This is a genomic window from Streptomyces sp. NPDC050504, assembly GCF_044458065.1.
GTDB lineage: Bacteria > Actinomycetota > Actinomycetes > Streptomycetales > Streptomycetaceae > Streptomyces.
This window is the reverse complement of record NZ_JBITHO010000004.1, coordinates 230,703-247,547: the sequence shown is the minus strand read 5'-3', so window position 1 is coordinate 247,547 and position 16,845 is coordinate 230,703. Positions and strand designations below refer to the sequence as shown.

14 protein-coding genes are annotated in these 16,845 nt (G+C 72.0%); 4 read left to right on the top strand and 10 right to left on the bottom strand.

Annotated features, from left to right (window positions below; translation table 11 throughout):
* Positions 1 to 24: 24 nt before the first annotated feature.
* Together ACIBNE_RS16395 and pta are read right to left on the bottom strand one after the other, a co-directional pair.
* A complete protein-coding gene (locus tag ACIBNE_RS16395) occupies positions 25 to 1,272 on the bottom strand; it encodes an acetate kinase (protein WP_399271963.1) in 1,248 nt (415 codons plus the stop codon).
* Positions 1,269 to 3,344 (bottom strand): phosphate acetyltransferase, encoded by a 2,076-nt coding sequence (gene pta, locus ACIBNE_RS16390; protein WP_399271961.1) that lies wholly within the window; start codon positions 3,342 to 3,344, stop codon positions 1,269 to 1,271. Before pta ends, ACIBNE_RS16395 begins: the two co-directional genes overlap by 4 nt.
* Before the next feature lie 331 nt (positions 3,345 to 3,675).
* Between pta and ACIBNE_RS16385 the strand changes: the two genes are divergently transcribed.
* Positions 3,676 to 4,701, top strand: coding sequence for an ATP-dependent 6-phosphofructokinase (locus ACIBNE_RS16385; RefSeq protein WP_399271959.1), 1,026 nt, complete (start codon positions 3,676 to 3,678; stop codon positions 4,699 to 4,701).
* A 266-nt stretch (positions 4,702 to 4,967) separates the two neighbouring features.
* On the opposite strand, the gene ACIBNE_RS16380 is transcribed toward ACIBNE_RS16385, so the two are convergent.
* Positions 4,968 to 5,666 carry an XRE family transcriptional regulator gene (locus tag ACIBNE_RS16380; RefSeq protein ID WP_399271957.1) on the bottom strand — a complete coding sequence of 233 codons (699 nt, stop codon included), beginning with the start codon at positions 5,664 to 5,666 and terminating at the stop codon, positions 4,968 to 4,970.
* 582 nt (positions 5,667 to 6,248) lie between these two features.
* On the opposite strand from ACIBNE_RS16380, the gene ACIBNE_RS16375 reads away from it, so the two are divergent.
* Positions 6,249 to 6,473, top strand: a complete 225-nt coding sequence (locus ACIBNE_RS16375; RefSeq protein ID WP_399271955.1) for a hypothetical protein — start codon at positions 6,249 to 6,251, stop codon at positions 6,471 to 6,473.
* Between the two features lie 7 nt (positions 6,474 to 6,480).
* On the opposite strand, the gene ACIBNE_RS16370 is transcribed toward ACIBNE_RS16375, so the two are convergent.
* The 5 genes from ACIBNE_RS16370 to ACIBNE_RS16350 form a co-directional block, all read right to left on the bottom strand.
* Positions 6,481 to 7,311, bottom strand: a complete 831-nt coding sequence (locus tag ACIBNE_RS16370; RefSeq protein WP_399271952.1) for a carbohydrate ABC transporter permease — start codon at positions 7,309 to 7,311, stop codon at positions 6,481 to 6,483.
* A 2-nt stretch (positions 7,312 to 7,313) separates the two neighbouring features.
* Positions 7,314 to 8,216, bottom strand: a complete 903-nt coding sequence (locus tag ACIBNE_RS16365) for a carbohydrate ABC transporter permease (protein WP_399271950.1) — start codon at positions 8,214 to 8,216, stop codon at positions 7,314 to 7,316.
* On the bottom strand, positions 8,213 to 9,628 hold the full coding sequence (locus ACIBNE_RS16360; RefSeq protein ID WP_399271948.1) for an extracellular solute-binding protein: 1,416 nt from the start codon (positions 9,626 to 9,628) through the stop codon (positions 8,213 to 8,215). Before ACIBNE_RS16360 ends, ACIBNE_RS16365 begins: the two co-directional genes overlap by 4 nt.
* A gap of 126 nt (positions 9,629 to 9,754) precedes the next feature.
* Positions 9,755 to 10,471: a response regulator gene (locus ACIBNE_RS16355; protein WP_399271946.1), complete on the bottom strand. Its 717-nt coding sequence runs from the start codon at positions 10,469 to 10,471 to the stop codon at positions 9,755 to 9,757.
* Positions 10,468 to 12,249, bottom strand: coding sequence for an ATP-binding protein (locus ACIBNE_RS16350; RefSeq protein ID WP_399271945.1), 1,782 nt, complete (start codon positions 12,247 to 12,249; stop codon positions 10,468 to 10,470). The genes ACIBNE_RS16355 and ACIBNE_RS16350 overlap by 4 nt, the downstream gene beginning before the upstream one ends.
* Positions 12,250 to 12,373: 124 nt before the next feature.
* Between ACIBNE_RS16350 and ACIBNE_RS16345 the strand changes: the two genes are divergently transcribed.
* The gene (locus tag ACIBNE_RS16345) at positions 12,374 to 13,726 is read left to right on the top strand and encodes a cation:dicarboxylate symporter family transporter (RefSeq protein WP_399271943.1); all 1,353 of its coding nucleotides are present in this window, start codon (positions 12,374 to 12,376) and stop codon (positions 13,724 to 13,726) included.
* 396 nt (positions 13,727 to 14,122) lie between these two features.
* On the opposite strand, the gene ACIBNE_RS16340 is transcribed toward ACIBNE_RS16345, so the two are convergent.
* Positions 14,123 to 14,977 (bottom strand): NUDIX domain-containing protein, encoded by an 855-nt coding sequence (locus ACIBNE_RS16340; RefSeq protein WP_399271941.1) that lies wholly within the window; start codon positions 14,975 to 14,977, stop codon positions 14,123 to 14,125.
* 111 nt (positions 14,978 to 15,088) lie between these two features.
* Complete coding sequence (locus tag ACIBNE_RS16335; protein WP_399271939.1) at positions 15,089 to 15,550, bottom strand: hypothetical protein; 462 nt, start codon at positions 15,548 to 15,550, stop codon at positions 15,089 to 15,091.
* Between the two features lie 182 nt (positions 15,551 to 15,732).
* On the opposite strand from ACIBNE_RS16335, the gene ACIBNE_RS16330 reads away from it, so the two are divergent.
* Positions 15,733 to 16,836 carry a helix-turn-helix domain-containing protein gene (locus ACIBNE_RS16330; RefSeq protein ID WP_399271937.1) on the top strand — a complete coding sequence of 368 codons (1,104 nt, stop codon included), beginning with the start codon at positions 15,733 to 15,735 and terminating at the stop codon, positions 16,834 to 16,836.
* Positions 16,837 to 16,845: the final 9 nt, after the last annotated feature.

Below are 16,845 nucleotides of genomic sequence, written 5' to 3'. Positions count from 1 at the left end.
ATATACAAATGGGCGGGGCGGTGCTCAGTTGGTGCTTTCTTCTACGGCTGCGTTCGTCACCAATGCGAAGGTCTGGTCGGCGATTTCCAGCTCCTCGTCGGTCGGGACGACGGCCACCGCCACCCGTGCGTAGTCCGGCGAGATGAGCCGCGGCTCCCCGGACCGTACGGAATTGAGGTCCGAGTCCACCGCGAGGCCCAGCTCCTCCAGGCCCGCGATCGCAGCCTCCCGCACCGGGGCCGCGTTCTCGCCGACCCCCGCCGTGAACGCCACCGCGTCCACCCTGCCGAGCACCGCCGAATAGGCGCCGATGTACTTCTTCAGCCGGTGGACGTAGATGTCGAAAGCGAGCCGCGCGGACGCGTCGCCCTCGTCGATCCTGCGCCGGATCTCCCGCATGTCGTTGTCGCCGCAGAGGCCGACCAGACCGCTCTTCTTGTTGAGCAGGGAGTCGATCTCGTCGATCGACATTCCGGCGACCCGGGAGAGGTGGAAGATCACCGCCGGGTCGGCGTCCCCCGACCTGGTGCCCATTACCAGGCCTTCGAGCGGCGTGAGCCCCATCGAGGTGTCCACGCACCGGCCGCCCTCGACGGCCGACGCCGACGCGCCGTTGCCCAGGTGCAGCACGATGACGTTCACCTCGGACGGGTCCTTGCCCAGCAGCTCGGCCGTCTTGCGCGAGACGTACGCGTGCGAGGTGCCGTGGAAGCCGTAGCGCCGGATCCGGTGCGCGTCGGCCGTCTCCACGTCGATCGCGTACCGCGCCGCGTGCTCCGGCATCGTCGTGTGGAACGCCGTGTCGAAGACCGCGACCTGCGGCAGGTCGGGGCGCAGCGCCCGCGCGGTCCTGATGCCGGTGACGTTCGCCGGGTTGTGCAGCGGGGCCACCGGGATCAGCCGCTCGATCTCCTTGAGCACCTCGTCCGTGACGACGGTCGGCGCCGTGAACTTCAGGCCGCCGTGCACCACGCGGTGGCCGATCGCCGCCAGGTCGGGCGAGTCCAGCCCGAGCCCGTCGTGCGACAGCTCGGCGGAGACCGCCTTGAGGGCCGCGTCGTGGTCGGCGATCGGGCCGGTGCGCTCGCGCCGCTCGGCGCCGCCGCCGGTCAGCGGGGTGTGCTCCAGGCGGGACGTCTCCTCGCCGATGCGCTCGACCAGGCCGACGGCGAGACGGGAGCCGTCGGCCATGTCGAGGAGCTGGTACTTCAGCGAGGAGGAGCCGGAGTTGAGGACGAGGACGCGGGTGGGTGCGCCGGTGGTGCCGGTCATGCGGAGGTCTCCTGGGCCTGGATCGCCGTGATGGCGACGGTGTTGACGATGTCCTGGACGAGGGCGCCGCGCGAGAGGTCGTTGACCGGCTTGCGCAGGCCCTGGAGCACGGGCCCGACGGCGACCGCGCCCGCCGAGCGCTGCACGGCCTTGTAGGTGTTGTTGCCGGTGTTCAGGTCGGGGAAGACCAGCACCGTCGCCTGGCCCGCCACCTCGGAGCCCGGCAGCTTGGTCGCCGCGACGGACGGCTCGACCGCCGCGTCGTACTGGATCGGGCCCTCGATGCGCAGGTCGCCGTGGGCCGCGCGGACCAGCTCGGTGGCCTCGCGGACCTTGTCGACGTCCGCGCCCGAGCCCGAGGTGCCCGTCGAGTACGAGAGCATCGCCACGCGCGGGTCGACGCCGAAGCGCGCCGCCGTCGCCGCCGACTGCACCGCGATGTCCGCCAGCTGCTCGGCGTTCGGGTCGGGGTTCACCGCGCAGTCGCCGTACACCAGCACCTTGTCGGCGAGCAGCATGAAGAAGACCGAGGAGACGATCTTCGCGTCCGGCTTGGTCTTGATGATCTCGAAGGCCGGGCGGATGGTCGCGGCCGTGGAGTGCACCGAGCCCGAGACCATGCCGTCGGCCAGGCCCTCCTGGACCATCAGGGTGCCGAAGTAGTTGACGTCCGCCACCACGTCGTACGCCAGCTCCACCGACACGCCCTTGTGGGCGCGCAGCGCCGCGTACTGCTCCGCGAAGCGCTGGCGCAGCTCGGACGTGGCCGGGTCGATCAGCTCGGACGCCGCCAGGTCGATGCCGAGGTCGGCGGCCTTCTTGCGGATGGCGTCCGTGTCGCCCAGCAGCGTCAGGTCGCAGACGTCGCGGCGCAGCAGCACGTCGGCGGCGCGCAGCACCCGCTCCTCCGTGCCCTCGGGCAGCACGACGCGGCGCCGGTCGGAGCGGGCCTGTTCCAGGAGGTCGTGCTCGAACATCATCGGCGTGACGCGGCCGCTGCGGGCCACCGACATCCGGGCCAGCAGGTCGGCGGTGTCCACGTGCCGCTCGAAGAGGCCGAGCGCGGTCTCCGCCTTGCGGGGCGTCGCCGCGTTCAGCTTGCCTTCGAGGGCGAACAGCTCGGCGGCGGTGGGGAAGGAGCCGCCCGCGACCGAGACGACCGGGGTGCCGGGCGCGAGCCGGGAGGCCAGCGTCAGGATCTCGGGGGCGGGCCGCTCGTCCAGCGTCAGCAGGACGCCCGCGATCGGCGGGGTGCCCGCGCTGTGCGCGGCCAGCGAGCCGACGACCAGGTCGGCGCGGTCGCCGGGGGTCACCACCAGGCAGCCGGGGGTCAGCGCGTTCAGGAAGTTCGGCAGCATCGCGCCGCCGAAGACGAAGTCCAGCGCGTCGCGCGCCAGGCCCGCGTCGTCGCCCAGCAGCACCGTGCCGCCGAGCGCGTGCGTCACCTGGGCGACCGTCGGCGCGGAGAGCGTCGGGTCGTCGGGCAGGACCGGGCAGGGGACGGGGAGGCGCGCCGCGAGGCGCTCGGCTATCTCCGCGCGGTCGCCGGGGGCGACGCGGTTGACGACCAGCGCGAGGACGTCGCAGCCCAGGCCGTCGTACGCCCGGTAGGCGTTGCGCGCCTCGGCCCGCACCGACTCCGCCGTCTGGCCCTTGCCGCCGACCACCGGGATCACGGACGCGCCGAACTCGTTGGCGAGCCGTGCGTTGAGCGCCAGCTCGTCGGGGAGCTGGGTGGCCGAGAAGTCCGTGCCGAGCACCAGCACGACCTCGTACTCCCTGGCCACGGCGTGGAACCGGTCGACGAGCCGGGAGACCGTCTCGTCGGTGCCCAGCTCGGCCTGGAGCGCGGAGGCCTCGTGGTAGTCCATGCCGTAGACCGTCGCCGGGTCCTGCGTCAGCCGGTAGCGGGACCTGAGCAGGTCGAAGAGGCGGTCGGGCCCGTCGTGCACCAGGGGCCGGAACACTCCGACCCGGTCCACCTGGCGGGTCAGGAGCTCCATGACTCCCAGCTCGATGACCTGGCGGCCGTCTCCTCGGTCGATCCCGGTCACGTACACGCTGCGCGTCACGCGTGCTCTCCCGTCTGCTCTGGAACAGTGCGTCTGTTCTGTAATAGTGGGCGGGGGCGGGGCGGGCGGAAAACGCCCCGTTAGGGTGGCATTGCCCTCTTGACAATACCTCTGTGCCTGGATAGGGCGCCCGCCGGACGAAGGTCCCCCGGACCAGGGTCCAAGGGCCCCGGAAGTCCCTGACACGCCCCGGGCACGGAGCCTCGGTGAGTGTCAGGTCCAGACCTCTCGTGGGACACTTGGCGAGGCTCACGTTACGGGGGAGCCGGGGCTCGCCTCCCGGTACGGCAGCACAGCATTCAGCGAGCAAGCGAGCAGGAGACACAGCACGATGCGCATCGGAATTCTCACCGCAGGCGGCGACTGTCCTGGCCTGAACGCAGTGATCCGGTCGGTCGTGCACCGGGCCGTCGTGGGTCACGGCGACGAGGTGATCGGCTTCGAGGACGGCTTCAAGGGCCTGCTCGACGGGAACTTCCGTTCCCTCGACCTGAACGCGGTCAGCGGCATCCTCGCCCGCGGCGGCACCATCCTCGGCTCCTCCCGCCTGGAGCGCGCGCGGCTGCGCGAGGCCTGCGAGAACGCCGTCGACCTCTCCCGCGAGTACGGCATCGACGCCCTGATCCCGATCGGCGGCGAGGGCACCCTCACGGCCTCCAAGATGCTCTCCGACGCGGGCCTGCCGGTCGTCGGCGTCCCCAAGACCATCGACAACGACATCTCCGCCACCGACCGCACCTTCGGCTTCGACACCGCCGTCACGGTCGCCACGGAGGCCATAGACCGCCTCAAGACCACCGCCGAGTCCCACCAGCGCGTGATGGTCGTCGAGGTCATGGGCCGGCACGCGGGCTGGATCGCGCTGGAGTCCGGCATGGCGGGCGGCGCGCACGGCATCTGCCTGCCCGAGCGGCCCTTCCAGGTCGACGACCTGGTCAAGATGGTCGAGGAGCGGTTCGCGCGCGGCAAGAAGTTCGCGGTCGTCTGCGTCGCCGAGGGCGCGCACCCCGCCGAGGGCTCCATGGACTACGGCAAGGGCGAGATCGACCAGTTCGGCCACGAGCGCTTCCAGGGCATCGGCACCCGCCTCGCCGTCGAGCTGGAGGACCGGCTCGGCAAGGAGGCCAGGCCGGTCATCCTCGGCCACGTCCAGCGCGGCGGCACGCCGACCGCGTACGACCGCGTGCTGGCGACGCGCTTCGGCTGGCACGCGGTGGAGGCGGTGCACCGCGGCGAGTTCGGCCACATGACCGCGCTGCGCGGCACCGACATCGCGATGGTGCCGCTCGCGGACGCCGTGACGCAGCTGAAGACGGTGCCGGAGAACCGGATGTACGAGGCCGAGTCGGTCTTCTGAGACCGCGCTCGGGCACGGACGTACGGGCTGCGGGCTCCGGGCTTCGGGGCCGGGATCACGGGCTAAGGGCGTACGGGGCCGGGCTCACGGGCTTTGGACTTCAGGGCCTGCGGGGCGGCGGGCCGGTCGGACTTCCGGCGCGCCGCTTTCGGACCTCCGACCCGGCGGGCAGGGCCGAAAGCCCCGACTTGGCCCGCCTCGGAGCGGCCCGAACCCGCTTCCGCGCCCGGCTTCCGCACTTCGCTTCCGCGCCCCGCTTCCGCGCTCTAGCTCCGCGCCAGCGCCCAGAAGTGCTCCAGGATCCGGTCCAGGAACTCCCGGCCCGCCTCGCCCGTGTCCACGGCGCCGCTCGCGCCGCCCCAGTTCAGCGTGGACGCCATCCGCGACTGGTAGCCCGAGTGCAGCCGCTCCAGCGCGTCGTTCAGCCGCCGCCGGTCCAGGCCGAGCAGCTTCGCGGCCGGGCGCACGTACGCCTGCCAGCGCGTCGTCACCGCCGAGCGCAGCAGCTCCGCCAGTTCCTCGTCCCTGCCGGTCGCCGTCACGAAGTCCGGCAGCGGCAGTCCGAGCACCTTGGCGAGCGCGGCCGTCTGCCGGTCGGTGCCGCGCCACCTGCCCGACTCCTCCATCCGCAGGTAGGCGGCGGTGTCCAGGCCCACCTTGCGGGCCAGGTCCTCGGGGGCGATGCCGCGCAGCAGCCGGTGCTCGCGCAACGTCCGTGCGGTGGCGAGCAGTTCGCCCGGCGAGCACCACAGCACGCCCGCGAGCGCGGTGAGTTCGCGGGCGGTCGGCGAGGACAGGCCGCGCTCCCAGGAGGTCACCGTGTCCGGGGTGATCCGCAGCCCGTACTGCGCGGCGAGCCCGTGCGCGACGTGGCCCGGCGCCATGCCCAGGGCCTCGCGGAGCCGACGCGCGGCTGCCGCGTTGAACGGAGGGGCCTGGCCGGCCGGGTCGGACTGCACGCGCACAAGGTAAGGGCGGAGCGGGTGCGGTGGCTACGGTGCGTTCGCACAGCGAATCGGCTGGGAGGAAGGTCCGAGCGGCCTGGTAGCGTCCTCGGGCGGATCTTGGTCCGGACGAACACGGGGGGCGTGTGTGCGCAGGCGTTGGTGGGTGCTGGGCGGAGTGCTGTTGGCGGTGGTCGCCGCCGGGGCGGGCGCCTGGACCTGGCAGCGCGGCGAGCAGCGCTCCGCGAACGAGGCGCAGTTGGAGCGCGCCTGCGCGGGACTGCTGCCGCAGGGCCACCTCCGCGGGTACCTGTCGGCCGACTCGGCGGGCGACCTGGTGGAGTACGGCACCCTGCTGGACCGCTCGCGGCAGAGCCGGGCGCTCCTGGACTGCAAGCTGACCTGGGGCCGCGACGCCGACGCGTGGTACCCGGACGCGGAGGTCACCGTGCGCGCCGAGGCCCTGCTGGGCGCCGCGCGCACCGCCCCCGGCGACCACGACGCCGCGTTCCCGAGGCCGCTGCCCCCGAACGCCACGGGCAGCACCCGCATCGACGACCGGGCCCACGGCGAGAAGCAGGCGTACGCCACGCTGCTCGTCCAGTGCCCGAAGCCGCTGGCCGGCCGGGTCAGGCCCCGGGGAAGGGGCCGAGCGGCCCGCTGCCCAAGGGCGGGTTCTGGGCGAGCGGCACGTGCGGGGCGCTCTACACGGTCCGGCCGGCCGCGGAGGAGGGCAAGAGCGATCCCGCGTACGGGCGGGCCGCGCTCAAGGCGTTCGCCGAGCGGTCGGCGCGCGACCACGAGTGCGGCCCCGTGCAAGCGCCCTGACGGACCGTCACCCCTTCACGGCGCCGCCCAGCGCGAAGCCGCCGCCGAGCCTGCGGGCGATCAGCACGTACAGCACCAGCACCGGCGTGGAGTACAGCACGGAGAAGGCCGCGAGCTGCCCGTAGATCACCGATCCGTAGTTCCCGAAGAAGTTGAAGATCGAGACGGACGCGGGCAGTTCGTCGGGGCTGAGGATCAGCATGAACGGCACGAAGAAGTTCCCCCACAGCATGATGAAGGTGTAGATCGTCACCACCGTCACGCCGGGCCCCATCAGCGGCAGCACGATCCGCACCAGCGTCTGCGGCATCGACGCGCCGTCCGTCCAGGCCGCCTCCTCCAGCGCGGTCGGCACGCTGTCCATGAAGTTCTTCATCAGCCAGATGGCGAACGGGAGTTGGGAGGTGGCCAGGAACAGGGCGGTGCCGTACGTCGTGTCGATCAGGTCGACCCGCACGAAGAGCCCGTACACCGGGACCATGATCGCGGTGATCGGCAGACAGGTGGTGAAGAGGACCGTCAGGAGGTACGGGCGGTTGAACCGCGAGCGGTGGCGGGAGAGCGGATACGCGGCGAGCGCCGCGCACGCCACCGTGACGACGGTCGCCCCGCCGCACAGCAGCAGGCTGTTGAGCATCGGCGTGAACGTGATCTCGTCGGTGAGCACCGCGTCGAAGTTGTCCGCGGTCACGGAGTCCGGCACCCGCACCCGCATGTCCGCGTCCGCGTCCACGGACGCCAGCACCAGCCAGCCGAGCGGCAGTGCGAACGCGGCGGCGACCAGCAGGAGTGCGGCGTCGGCCGCCGTGCGGCGCCGGGCCGCGCGGCTGCGCTGCATGCTCACACCTCCACTTTCATCAGGCGCAGGTAGACCACCGAGAACAGTGCGCCGACCAGCAGGAGCAGCAGCGCGACCGCCGTGCCGTAGCCGATCAGGCTGTTGGTGAACGCCTGGTCGTACATGAAGACCGGCAGGGTCTGGCTGCGATTGCCGGGGCCGCCGCGCGTCATCGCCCAGATGAGGCCGAAGACGGAGAGCGTGGAGAGGGTGTTGAGCATCAGGTTGGTGCCGATGGACCGGCGGATCAGCGGCAGCGTGATGTGCCACAGGCGGCGGACGCCGCTCGCCCCGTCGACCTCCGCCGCCTCCTTGACGTCCTGCGGGACGTCGGCGAGCGCGGCCGAGTAGATCAGCATCGAGAAGGCCGTGCCGCGCCACACGTTGGCGAACGACACCGCCAGGATCGGCAGCGTGAACAGCCAGTTCTGGGAGGGGAGGTGGAGGAGGTCCAGGACGGCGTTGAGGGTGCCCTCGCGGCGGAAGAAGGCGTACAGCAGGAACGCCGCGACGATCTCCGGCACCACCCAGGCCGTGATGACCAGCGCGCCGGTGAGCGTGCGGACCGGGCGGGACGCGGAGCGCATCAGCCCGGCGAGGGCGAGGCCCAGGGTGTTCTGGCCGACGACCGCCGAGACGAAGGTGAAGACCAGGGTGAGCCAGACGGCGTTGCGGAAGTTCTCGTCGGCGAAGGCGCGGCGGAAGTTGGCGAGGCCGACGAAGTCCGTGGTGTCGGAGCCGGTGAGCTGGGCGTTGGTGAACGCGATCCACACGCAGTAGCCGATCGGCCCGGCGAGGAAGAGGGCGAGCAGGAGGGTGGCGGGGGCGATCGGCGCCCACCGCAGGACCGACCGCCGTACGGAACGGGGGGCGGCCCCGCGGACGCGGCCGCCGCTTCGCCTCACCGCTCCACGACCGCGTCGCCGACGATCGACTTCAGCTTCTCGTTGTAGCTCCGCGTCGCGTCGGCCGTGCTCCCGCCCGTCGTCACCTTCTCCATCGCCTCGCCGATGGCCGTCGACACCTGCGGATAGACGGGCAGCGCGGGCCGGTAGTGGGTGTACCGCACGAGCCCGGTGAAGAACTCGATGCCCGGCATGGAACCGAGGTAGCGCGGGTCCTTCGCCCCGTCCTTCCGCACGGAGATCTGCGCGCCCTTCACGTACCACTCGACCGCGTTCCGCGGCGTCTGGAGCGTCTTGACGAACTCCCAGGCCAGATCGGGGTTCTTGGCCTTCGAGGGGATCGACCAGGTCCAGCCGCCCGACATCGACACCCGGCCGGGCGGCTGTCCGGTCCGCGTCGGCATCGGCGCCTGCCCCAGGTCCTCCTTCCAGGACGGCCACTCCTTGGGCCCGCCCTCGACCCAGTTCTGGCCCAGCCACGAGCCGTCCAGCGAGATCGCCAGCTTCCCCTCGGGGAACCACTCCGTCGCCACGTGCGTGCCGACGTTCGCGTCGAGCGCGTCCGACACGTCGGGGCCGAGCTTCTCGCCGTACACCGTGCGGACGAACTCCAGGGCGTCCTCGAAGCCCTTGCCGCCCGCCACCCACTTCTTCGCCGCCGGGTCGTAGAGCGGATCGCTCCCCGTCCCGTACAGCAGCATCTCGAAGCCCTGCATCACGGCCGCCTCGCCCGGACCCTTGCCGGTGTAGACGTTGAGCGGGATGACGCCGGGCACCTTCGCCTTGACCGCGCGCGCCGCCGCCAGCACGTCCGCCCAGGTCCCGGGGCGCCAGTCGGCGGGCAGCCCCGCCTTCGCGAAGATCTTCCTGTTGAACCACAGGCCCCGCGTGTCGGTCCCGTCGGGCACGCCGTACGTCTTGCCGTCCTGCGCCCGCGCCGCGCTCTTCGCCGTCTCCTCGAACCGCGGCCACTGGTCCCACGTGGCGAGGTAGTCGTCGATCGGCTTCAAGTACCCGGCCTTGATGTCGGAGTTGATCCGGAAGGTGTCCTCGTAGACCAGGTCGGGCGCGGTCTTCGCGGACCGCATCATCTGCTGGACCTTGGTGGCGTAGTCGTTGTCCGGCGCCTGGATCGGGATCAGCTTGACCTTCTTGCCCCCGTGGGCCCGCTCGAACTGCTTCTTGACGCCTTCGAGGTACGTGTCCTGGAACCGGATCTTGTTGTCGGTCGAGCGCTTGTAGGCGATCTTCACGGTGTCCGGGTCGCCGTCCGAGCCGTCGCCGCAGGCGGCGAGCGGGCCCGCCGCGACGAGGGCGGCGACGGCGAGGGCGAGGCGGGCGGAGGGGGAGCGGCGGGCGGAGGCGGAGGGGGAACGGCGGGCTGTGGGGGAGCGGCGGGCGGTGGGGCGCATGGCACGACCTCCTCTGAGCCACGAGGGCTGCGGCTGCCGTGACCGTAGGTCCGGCCCCGGAACAAGGTCAATGCCCGTGCAGGGTGAACGAGTCGGCTGCCCGCGTGCCCGAACGGCCTTGCCCGTTCAGCGAGTTGACCGGCCGCGCAGCCAGCGGTACTGGAGTTCGGGGCGGCCTATCTGGCCGTACTGCGGGGCCCGTTCGGCGGCGCCCGTCTCCACCAGGTGCTCCAGGTAGCGGCGCGCGGTGATCCGCGAGATGCCGACCGCGGCCGCCGCCGCGCCGGCCGTCACGCCGGTCGCGGAGTCCTTGAGCGCACGGGTCACCGCCGCCAGCGTCGGTGCGCTCAGCCCCTTGGGCAGGGCGGCGGGCCCCGGTGCGCGGAGCGCCGCGAGCGTACGGTCCACCTCGTCCTGGCCGCTGGCCTCGCCGGTCGCGGACGCGGCCCTGAACTCCCCGTACCGCACGAGGCGTTCGCGCAGCGTGCCGAAGGTGAACGGCTTCAGCACGTACTGCACGACGCCCAGCGAGACGCCCTCCCTGACCACCGCGAGGTCGCGGGCCGAGGTGACCGCGATGACGTCCGCCGAGTGGCCCGAGGCGCGCAGCGAGCGCAGCAGGTGCAGGCCGTGGCCGTCCGGGAGGTGCAGGTCGAGCAGGATCAGGTCCACCTCCGCGCGCTCCAGCACGCGCACGGCGGCGGCGCGCGAGTGGGCGACGCCGGCGACGGCGAAGCCGGGCACCCGCTCGACGTACAGCCGGTGGGCGTCGGCGGCGACGGGCTCGTCCTCGACGACGAGCACGCCGATGGGGCCGGGGGACGGGGTGGACGCGGCGGTCACGGGGTCACCTGCTCGGGTACGTCGGGGAGGGGTTGTGGGGGCGCGCGGTGCGGGGCGGGCCTTCCCGGTGCGTCGGGATTCCCCGGTACGCGGGACTCTTCGTGTGCCCCGGGCTCCCCGTGCGCATCAGGCCCCCCGTGTGCGTCGGGCTTCCCTGAGGCGTCGGGCTCCCCGTGCGCCCCGGGCGCGTCGAGCGGCAGCAGTACCGTGAACTCGGCGCCGCCCTCCGGACCCCGGTCCAGGGTCACGCTCCCGCCGTGCCGCGCCACGGCCATCCGTACCAGCGCCAGCCCCAGCCCCCGGCCCGCGCTCTTCGTGGACCAGCCCAGCTCGAACACCGCGTCCACCGCACCGGACTCCACGCCGGGCCCCGAATCGGCGACGGCCAGCAGCAACCGCCCCGCGTGCGCCTCCAGGGTCACCGTCACGCTCGCCCCCTCGCTGCCCTGCGCCGCGTCCACCGCGTTGTCGATGAGGTTGCCCAGGATCGTCACCAGGTCGCGCGGCGGCAGCGAGGCGGGCAGCACGCCGTCCTCGATGCTGCTGCCGTCGGTCAGGACCAGCTCCACGCCCCGCTCGTTGGCCTGCGCCGCCTTGCCCAGCAGCAGCGCGGCCAGCACCGGCTCGCCGACCGCCGTCACCACCTGGTCGGTCAGCGCCTGCGCCAGCTCCAGCTCGGCCGTGGCGAACCCCACGGCCTCCTCCACCCGCCCCAGCTCGATCAGCGAGACCACGGTGTGCAGCCGGTTCGCGGCCTCGTGCGCCTGCGCGCGCAGCGCCTGCGAGAAGCCGCGCTCGGAGTCCAGCTCGCCGGAGAGCGCCTGGAGCTCGGTGTGGTCGCGCAGGGTCACGACCGTGCCGCGCCGCTCGCCCCCGTACACCGGCTGGGTGTTCACCACCACGACCCGGTCGGCCGTCATGTGCACCTCGTCCACGCGCGGCTCGCTCGCCAGCAGCGCGCCGGCGAGCGGGCGCGGCAGGTCGAGCTCGGTCACCGGCCTGCCGACGGCGTCCCGGCCGAGGCCGAGCAGCTCGCGCGCCCCGTCGTTGAGCAGCGCGATGCGCCGCTGCCCGTCGAGCATCAGCAGCCCCTCGCGCACCGCGTGCAGCGTGGCCTGGTGGTAGTCGTGCATGCGGCTCAGCTGCCCGGCGTTCATGCCGTGCGTGTGGCGGCGCAGCCGGGCGTTGATGACGTACGTGCCGACCCCGCCGAGCGCGAGGGCGAGGGCGGCCATCACGCCGAGCGCGGCGAGTTCCTTGCGGACCTGCTCGCTGATCGTGTCGATGGTGATGCCCGCGCTGACCAGCGCGACGACCCGGCGGTCGGCGGGGGCGCCCGCGAACACCGGGGCCACCGTGCGCACCGAGGGCCCCAGCACTCCCAGATGCGTCTCGCTGAACGTCTCGCCGCGCAGCGCGGGCGCGGTCCTGCCCAGGTACGTCCGGCCGATCTCGCCCGGCACCGGGTGCGTCCAGCGCGTCCCGTCCGGCGCCATGACCACCACGAAGTCCACCCCCGCCACGGTGCGCAGCCGCTCCGCGTACGCCTGGAGCCGCGCCGTCGGATCGGCGGACCCCGCCGCCTCGACCACCGAGGGCGACATGGCGACGGCGGTCGCGGTCGCGGTGGCCTGGCGGCGCGCGGTCTCCTCGGCCTGGTCGCTGGTCGTGACGTAGCCGAACAGCGCGCACCCGGCCACGATCGCGGCCACCAGCACGACCTGCATGGCGAAGAGCTGCCCCGCGAGGCTGCGGGGACGGGGCACGGGGAGGCGCATGGGACCAGTCTGCTGGCTGGTTCCGCGTGAACGTAATGCACGCAAGGGTGACCGGGGTCACACCGTCGTGGATAGTGGCGCGCGGCCCTCAGGGACGGGGGCCGAAGGGAAAGAGGAGGCCACCGTGGCAGCGCCAACCAGCGAGGCGCCCGTGAAGACGGGCCGGGACCGCACGCACTACCTGTACATCGCCGTGATCGGCGCGGTGGTCGCCGGCGTCGTCGTGGGCCTCGCGGCCCCGGACTTCGCCAAGGAGCTCAAGCCGATCGGCACGGGCTTCGTCAACCTCATCAAGATGATGATCTCGCCCATCATCTTCTGCACGATCGTGCTGGGCGTCGGCTCGGTCCGCAAGGCCGCGAAGGTCGGCGCGGTCGGCGGGCTCGCGCTCGGCTACTTCCTCACGATGTCGGTCGTCGCCCTCGGCATCGGCCTGATCGTCGGCAACCTCCTGCACCCGGGCAGCGGCCTGGACATCACGGACGCGGCGCGCGCGGCGGGCGAGAAGCAGGCGGCGGGCGCCAGCGAGGGCACGGCGGACTTCCTGCTGGGGATCATCCCGACCACGATGGTCTCCGCGTTCACCGAGGGCGAGGTCCTCCAGACGCTGCTGATCGCGCTGCTCACCGGCTTCGCGCTACAGGCGATGGGCCCGTCGGGCGAGCCCGTGCTGCGCGGCATCGGCCACGTCCAGCGGCTCGTCTTCCGGATCCTCGGCATGATCATGTGGGCCGCGCCGGTCGGCGCGTTCGGCGCGATGGCTGCGGTGGTCGGCGAGACCGGCACGAAGGCGCTCCAGTCGCTGGCCGTCATCATGATCGGCTTCTACATCACCTGCGCGCTGTTCGTCTTCGTGGTGCTGGGCGGGCTGCTGCGACTGGTGACGGGCGTCAACATCTTCCTCCTGCTGAAGTACCTCGGCCGGGAGTTCCTGCTGATCCTCTCCACGTCGTCGTCGGAGTCCGCGCTGCCCAGGCTCATCGCGAAGATGGAGCACCTGGGCGTGAGCAAGCCGGTCGTCGGCATCACGGTCCCGACCGGTTACTCCTTCAACCTCGACGGCACGATGATCTACCTGACGATGGCCTCGCTGTTCATCGCCAACGCGATGGGCGACCCGCTGAGCGCGGGCGAGCAGATCTCCCTGCTGCTGTTCATGCTGGTCGCGTCGAAGGGCGCGGCGGGCGTGACCGGCGCGGGCATGGCGACGCTCGCGGGCGGCCTCCAGTCGCACCGCCCCGAACTGGTCGACGGCGTCGGCCTGATCGTCGGCATCGACCGCTTCATGAGCGAGGCGCGCGCCCTGACCAACTTCGCGGGCAACGCGGTGGCGACGCTGCTGGTCGGGACCTGGACGAAGGAGATCGACCGGGAGCGGGTCGGGAAGGTGCTGGCGGGGGAGCTGCCGTTCGACGAGAAGACGTTGGCGGCGGAGGAGGAGCCGGTACGGCTCGCGAAGGAGCCGGCGCGCGTTTGAGGGTCCCGTTGCACGGGGGCGGCGTTTTTTGCGCAGTTCCCCGCGCCCCTGGGTGGATGGGGTGATTCGGTCACTGGGGTGATTGCCCGGGGGGCCGGGGGCGCTCCAGGGTGCACTCCTCGGATCACGAGCCGGAACCGTCTCGACCCCTGGATAGCCCGGGTCTTGGCTCGTGCTCCTGCGGGGAGCACCCTTCCGACCCCCACCCCGGGGTACCCATACGATCCCGGTGTGAACGGGCCCCGTCAGGGGCGCGGGGAACTGCGCGAGGGTGGGGCAGGTGCCGCGCGTACCCAACCCCGCGGCAGTGGGCTCGCCACCGGCGGGTTTTCGGGAAGGGGTGGGGAGGGGCCTGCCCGCCGCAGGCGAAAGGCGGCGCACCCGGGGCGCGCCCGCCTACACCCGGGCGGGTGCGCCGCGCTGGTAGAGCGGCAACCGCATCCCGAACTCGTACGCGCGGGCGGCTGCACGGATGCGGGCGGCCTGGTACGGCAACGCGTGCTTGTCCAGGTCGCCCATGGGCACCCACCGCAGCGCGGACAACTCGGTGACGGCGCTCTTGGGGAGCCGTACGGCACGGGCCTCCTGGGGCGTCAGGATGCCCCCGTCGACGACGATGTTGATCCCCTCGGCACTGGTGCCGTCCTCGCTGGCGGGCATCTGGTCGATCATCAGCGCGTGGGAGATGTGCCGCTTGAGGCCGGTCTCCTCGTACAGCTCCCGCGCGGCCGCCGCCGCCACCGTCTCGTCCGGATGCGCGCCCCCACCGGGGAGTTGCCACCCGAGGCGGCTGTCCGCGTGCTTGTACGTCGGCTTCACCAGGAGGACGGATCCGTCCTGGTCGCGGATGAGGACGACGGCGCCGATGCGGCGGCGGGGCGGGTTGGCAGGGTCGATGTCGGCATGAGCCATGGATGTTCCGTTCTCGTGGAGGGTCGGGAAGTCCCGCAGCCTGGTGGGTACGGGGAGCAGATGACCGCCGGGGTGGTCGGCGAACAGTTCGCACGGCGCTCCGCAGGGGTCCATGACCTGGACACGGGTGTCGGTGTGCTGCCAGCGCACCCACACCGCACGCCCGGAGGGTCCGGGCAGGAACAGCAGGTGCGCCGCGTGATCCGCGTCGCCGTGCCGGGTCAACTCGCACTCCACGGACGGCAGTACGTCCTGTGGTACGGCATCGCCACCGGCGAGTTCGACGGCACGGCCCACCACCGGGGGCGAGTAGAAGAAGCGTTCGGAGCAGCGGTTCACGAAGGGTCCCCCAGGGACTTCATGGGCGTACGAGGGGTGCGGCGAGGAGCCAGCCGATCGCGGCCCACGCGGCGAACGTGGCCGCGAAGACGAGCGCGGTACGCAGGTACTTCACGTGCGGACGGGGCGCGGGATGCAGAGTGTTCGGCGGTACGCCCGTATCGGGGGCACGGCACCCACACGTACGGCATGCAGCACGTACGTCCCGGTGTGATCGGTGACCGTGGCGGTGACGGGCAGCCCGTGGCGCAGCCGCTCGTACGCCACCTGCCGACTCGCCGGATCCGCGCACCACGCCCGCAACTCGGCTGGCGCGCTGGGAAGTTCGTTCAGCGCGGGACTGGTCACCAGTACGCCCCGCTGCGCGGGCTCGACCCAGTGCGCGTCCGGGCCGGGATCGAGCCCGTCCGCCACCCGGTGCGCCTGCGCGAACAGCCACCCCACCGCCATCCCCACGTACGGAGTACGGAAGACCCCGAGCACGACCCGCACCGTCCCGTCGTGAACAGGCCCGGTGGCGGCCACTTCGGCGCAGTACTCCTGGTGGGACGGATTTTCGGACCTCGTGGTCATGGTGTCCTTCCGAGGTATGGACCGCCCGGCCTTACGAGGCCGGGTGTTCTCCTCTGCGGCGTCGGCGCCGAGCGCTCAGGAGCTCCGTGTCGATTCCGCGAATCGAACCTACGGAGAGGTCGCATGCGTTAGGACTGACCGTGGGTACGTGTTTGGTGGCTGACCGCACGCGGGGGAGCAGGATGAACGGCAGGGAACCCTCTCGCCGACGTGCGACGAACGGTGCGATTGCGGGCTTCGTCCTGCGCCTGGCCCGCGAGAGCATTCCCTTGACCCAGGCAGGCTTTGCCGAAGTCCTGCGGGTTGATCTGGCCACCGTCCAAGGCTGGGAGTCCGGACGCCGTCCAGTCGCGAACATGAAGGTGGGGGCACTCCTGGCCCTGCGTAGGCGGCTGCCTGCGCTCGGCAGCGCCCCGCTCATCGTCGCTCTGCTGGACCCCGCGATGGACGCGGACCGCATCGTCGGGGCAGCTTTGGACCAAACCAGTGCTCCGCACCCGCTCACAGAATGGGTGCATACCCGTACCACTGCCCACATGATCGCCTGGGCGGCGAACGGCACCGCCCCGCCAGGACTCGCCGATCGTCCGGTCCCACCGCGTCGTGGAGCCGTTCCTACGGCGCCGCTCCTGGCCACGGGGGATCGCGTCGTGTTCTTCGACCACTTGCGCATGGCGGCGGAGTCCGCCGACCGGACAGGGGAACGCGGTGTCCTTCTGCACCGCCAAGCCCTGTACCTCAGCTCGTACGACCGCTCTCCGGATGCAATGCTGTGGACGGCGCAGGCTCTCCATGCTCGCCGGGACGTGCTGGCCGCCCGTGGCTGGACACCGCGCTGGGCCGAGGCCCGATCGACGGCCGCAGCCCTTGCCCGGCTTGGTGACCCCGATCCGCTGCTCACGTTCATCGAGCGGGCCTTGGTGGACGACGACGTTGCCGAGGCCGCGAACCTCAACTACCTGGCGTACTGGCTCGGAGCGTTGCCGCAGGCGCAGGCAGACGATCGCTTCATGGTCGACCGCACTCTCTCGGCGTTCGACCCCGTCACGTTGCTGCGGCGCCTCAATCGAGGGCTCCACCAGGCGCCCGGATACGTCGACCTCTACGTCCACAGCCTGTGGGCCTTGTTGACTGCCCACCCGTGGCTTCCGCTCGCGGCGCCGGAAAGCGCGGACCTCCTCAGGGAGCAGACTGCCGAACTGCTCGACGGCGGTCGCACCTCCAGCCGCGCCAAGCGCGAACTCGCCCGTGTGCATTACGTTCTAGGCGAGAGCCGCAAGGGATAGACGGAGGGC